This window comes from Thermosediminibacter litoriperuensis (assembly GCF_008124715.1).
Classification (GTDB): Bacteria; Bacillota; Thermosediminibacteria; order Thermosediminibacterales; family Thermosediminibacteraceae; genus Thermosediminibacter; species Thermosediminibacter litoriperuensis.
In genome coordinates this window covers 1-2,115 of sequence record NZ_VNHO01000058.1, presented here as the reverse complement: position 1 = coordinate 2,115, position 2,115 = coordinate 1, and the positions used below count along the sequence as shown (strand labels likewise).

Sequence of the window (2,115 nt, the reverse complement as noted above, 5' to 3'; positions counted from 1 at the left end):
ATCACGTTCCAAATTACGACTACCACCCTTTTCAACTACTCTGCCAACAACAACCACGTCAGCAGCTTTAGTTAACTCCTCTATGCTGCTGTAAACCGGGACATCTGTTAATACTATAGTTTCACCGTTGGTAGAAGTAATTGTTCTCAACGTGTCATCTTGAGACGAATTTCGCCTTTATGTAATAAACGAAAGCTACCATTAGAAATACTAGCACAAAGCCAGCCAAACTTATTTTAGCAAATCTTGTACCCATCTAAATCACTCCTTAAGTAAATAGATTTGATTGATACCTTAATATCATACTGCTGAGGTTTATAAATACTTATCCGATATTGTAGGATTCAACCTCAAAATTTAAAAATTACTCGGGTTGTATTATATGTTTTGGATTGAGATCGGGTTGTACACTAAACTCAGATATTTTCCATTTACCGTCAATTTTCACTTAGGTTGCTTTAATAGTTGACTTCCCTTCTATGCGATCAATATAATTTTTCCCATCTCGAGTAATTCTATCGACCAAATATCCTTCTTCTATAGCAGTTACGTATGCCTTATCGCCGGATATAGAAAGATCTATCAATTGAACATTAGTTACTTTACTATCCATCGTATCCGGCCCATCAATTGCATTTATAAATTGATCCTCCACCCAACTCTTTGATAGACGCTGTACTAAATCATCAGTGAAAATTTCTTGTAAAGCTTTTTTCCGTTTTCAATGATGGCTGCTTTATTTTCGGCCGATGCTCTGTTTTTATAATGCTGCTTTGCCTGAATATACACTTTATCTGGTAATTCTTTAGCTTTTTTTAGAAGTTGAATAATTTCTTCTTTTTCTTCTCCGCTTGGGGCTTTAGCTTGTATTAATGTAACGGCCTCAATGATTAGAACTAGCAATAAAAGTATTGTTAATATTTTATTCTCATAATATGTCTTCCCTCCCAGATATGATATTTAGGGTAGGTTTTCCGGAAGCGTTCAAAATCACCTAACGTTATTGAAATTATAACAAAATTACAAAAGTATTCCATTAATTTAATGTTACAAATTAATTACAAAAAAATAACAGGGCTGTCGGGTCCCTTAATTTGTTCCCATACGATCTTTAAAATTTTTCCGTTAAACCCTTACCTCCTTGAAAAACTTAAATGTGAGGTAAATCACAGCATTACATTACAGAACCTGTTATGATAAAATTAGATTCAGGCAAGACTAAGGAGGTTTTCAAATATGGCAGTTAGGAAGATCGTCCATATCGATGAAGAAAAGTGCAACGGCTGCGGGCTTTGCGTTCCGGCCTGCGCCGAGGGAGCCATACAGATTATAGACGGCAAGGCGAGGCTCATCTCTGATATATACTGCGACGGGCTGGGTGCCTGTCTCGGGGAATGCCCTAGAGGCGCTATAACGATTATCGAAAGAGAAGCCGAAGAGTTCGACGAAGAGGCGGTAAAGGAACACCTTTCCCGCAGCAAACCCGAAACCATGGCGCACGCCCATCACGGATTTTCCTGTCCCGGAAGCCGGATGATGGACCTGAAGCATGGAGAAAACGTAAAAGCCGCAACAAAAGCCTTTTCCGGTGGTGATATCTCTATAAGCATCAGGTCCCAGCTGGGCAACTGGCCGGTGCAGCTCATGCTGGTGCCCGTGGACGCTCCTTACTTCGACGGTGCCGACCTTTTGGTGACCGCAGACTGCGTGCCCTTTGCATACCCCAACTATCACCTGGAACTTTTAAAGGGCAAAAGTGTGGTCATAGGCTGCCCCAAACTCGATGATGGTAACTATTACGTGGCAAAGCTCGCAGAAATTTTCAAGCGTAACCGCATAAAGAGCGTCACCGTAGCACACATGGAAGTGCCCTGCTGCTACGGTTTGGTGAAGATTGTTGAAGAAGCGTTAAATCTTTCTGGGAAGGATATACCACTGAATCTGGTGGAAATAAGAATTAAGGGAGATTTAAAAAATTAAACCAATTATTGGTGATTCAAAGCCTGTATCCAGCGATACAGGTTCAGACTGTCGACAAAGTAACTGTCGACAGTCTTTTTTTGCAAAAGCTAGTACAAAAATCATCAGCTTTTTAGTAAAATTAAAGAAGATACA

At 40.0% G+C, this 2,115-nt stretch carries 2 protein-coding genes; one reads left to right on the top strand and one right to left on the bottom strand.

Going from position 1 to position 2,115, the window contains the following annotated elements; all coding sequences use genetic code 11:
* Window positions 1-678 precede the first annotated feature (678 nt).
* The gene (locus LZ11_RS12155; protein ID WP_148868119.1) at window positions 679-903 is read right to left on the bottom strand and encodes a hypothetical protein; all 225 of its coding nucleotides are present in this window, start codon (window positions 901-903) and stop codon (window positions 679-681) included.
* A 333-nt stretch (window positions 904-1,236) separates the two neighbouring features.
* Here LZ11_RS12155 and LZ11_RS12150 point away from each other — a divergent pair, with 333 nt between their 5' ends.
* A complete protein-coding gene (locus LZ11_RS12150; protein ID WP_148868118.1) occupies window positions 1,237-1,980 on the top strand; it encodes an ATP-binding protein in 744 nt (247 codons plus the stop codon).
* Window positions 1,981-2,115 lie beyond the last annotated feature (135 nt).